General features: G+C 51.6%; 1 protein-coding gene. It reads right to left on the reverse strand.

Going from position 1 to position 1,927, the window contains the following annotated elements; genetic code table 11:
• Positions 1–1,927 (reverse strand): type VI secretion system Vgr family protein (locus FTT89_RS14430; protein WP_180007124.1); only part of this gene is annotated, 1,927 nt, incomplete at both ends.

Here is a 1,927-nt window from a genome sequence, read left to right on the forward strand (position 1 = left end):
ATCTGACCATCCGCAGAGAGATGCACATCTTGCTGACTACTTAAGGCAATAGAGTTTGGTGCAGCCAATACCATGATCGCAGACTTAAAGGCATCTGCTTTGGCAGGGTCGTCATTGGCCAGTGTTTCAATAAAAGACTGGAGATTTTCTAAAACCTCTAAAGGATCGGTCTGCTGATTCTTGGCCACTTCACTTAGGGCAGTACTGTTGTTTAAGCTGCTTTCTAGCTGGCTCTTGGCTTCACTGGCATCGAGATGATTGCCTTCGGCCTGTGCCTGTGGATGGGTGGAAATCAGCAAGCCTTCTCCAGCACGTACTGCACCCCACTGATCGGTTCTCAGTTCAAAACCTTCACCACGGCCATCACTTTCAGCGCTGGCTTTGGGATGGCTCAAGTTCCCCAGGTTCAGTTGGGTCGCACCATGGCTGCTTTGCAGCTGGGCAGAGATCTGCTTCGAAGTATCATCAAAGCGCAGCTGGTTAAAACCACTGCCTTCAATTTCCTGTGAGCGGATCCCGCTGAGTTTTTTGGTGTCGGGTAGTTGGCCTTGTTGGTCGAATTGGGTTGGCGAGCGTTCTGCTTCATGTAAACGACCAACCACGAAAGGCCGGTCGATGTTACCGTCAAAGAAGTCGATCACCACAATTTCATTAATCCGTGGCAGGAAACGTGCCCCGTAGCCTTCTCCGGCCCAAGGCGTCAGTACATCGACCCAGGCGGAATCGGTGTCATTGTCATTACTGCCGGCCCCACCATCATGCTGATGGTCATCACTGCGGGTAAACAGGAAGCGGACTTTAATCCGTCCCCATTCATCGACATGGATGCTTTCGCCAGCAGGACCGACCACCCGAGCACGCTGCGGATGGGCTGCTGGTCGGTGCTGTAGTGGATGGTATTCCGGGACGGTGCGGATGTTGCGACGTTGCAGGGTTAAGGTATTGCCTTGACGTTCATCCGGGTGTTGTTCGTGTTGAAAACTAAAATGGCTATGCCAGTGGCTCTGGCTGAGTAGTTGGTTAATCTGCTGATTGAGGTCTTTAGGTAAGTTGTTCTGGTTATAGAACTGTTTGCCGGTAATTAGAAATTCTTTGTCGGCTGCGCTGTGCTGGTCAATTTCCGGATGTTCATTCAGTTCAAACCAGTAGCCAACCTGGGCATCACGGACGGTGGAATGGGCGCTGAAGTATTTGGATTGCAGGTCGTTGTAGTGACTGAGGTTCTGGTTCAGTTTATCCAGCTGGTTATTAGAGGATGCGGTGGCCTGGTCTTCGCCATTTAAATCCTGCATCCAGGCCGGGCTGATCTGCCAGGCTTGTTCCAGACTTAAGCTGGCATTGTCCTGATTATGGCTATGCTGGTGTTTGCTTTGTACGGAACCGGCACCTTCTTCCTGACTCAGGCTATCCGACTGCCAGCGTTGTAGATGTACGGCAGTCGGTTGCAGGCTGCGCTGGGCAATCAACTGGGTGATGCTGTCCAGTTGTTCGGTGGCACTGGAGCGATGAAAACGAATGCTGCGGCGGTTTAAGGCACTGTACTGGCTGTTGTCATCAATCAGGCGCAGTTTCTGGGCCTGTATCGGGCTGCTGGAATGTACGACCTGTAACTGGGCTTCATCAATCAGCCAGTTAATCCCTTCACTACGCCAGAGCCGGGTCAAAAAGTCATAGTCGGTTTCATTGGACTGCATGATAAAAGGACGCACATCCAGTTCCTGGGTCAGTCCGGTTAAGTCCAGAGTCAGGCTGGCAGCAAAGAGCGGGCTTTTGTTCTGCCATTCTTTAAATAAGATCTCGCTGACCTCACGCACGCTTTTATTCATAAACACACGGCTGTTACGGCGTTTATGCCAGAGTGCGGTTGGATCTTCTAGCGTAAGTTTATAGAGGGTGAGAGAGCCATCACTCTGGCCTTGCGCGGCTG

Source organism: Acinetobacter sp. YH01025 (genome assembly GCF_013420185.1).
In the GTDB taxonomy this organism is placed as follows: Bacteria; Pseudomonadota; Gammaproteobacteria; order Pseudomonadales; family Moraxellaceae; genus Acinetobacter; species Acinetobacter indicus.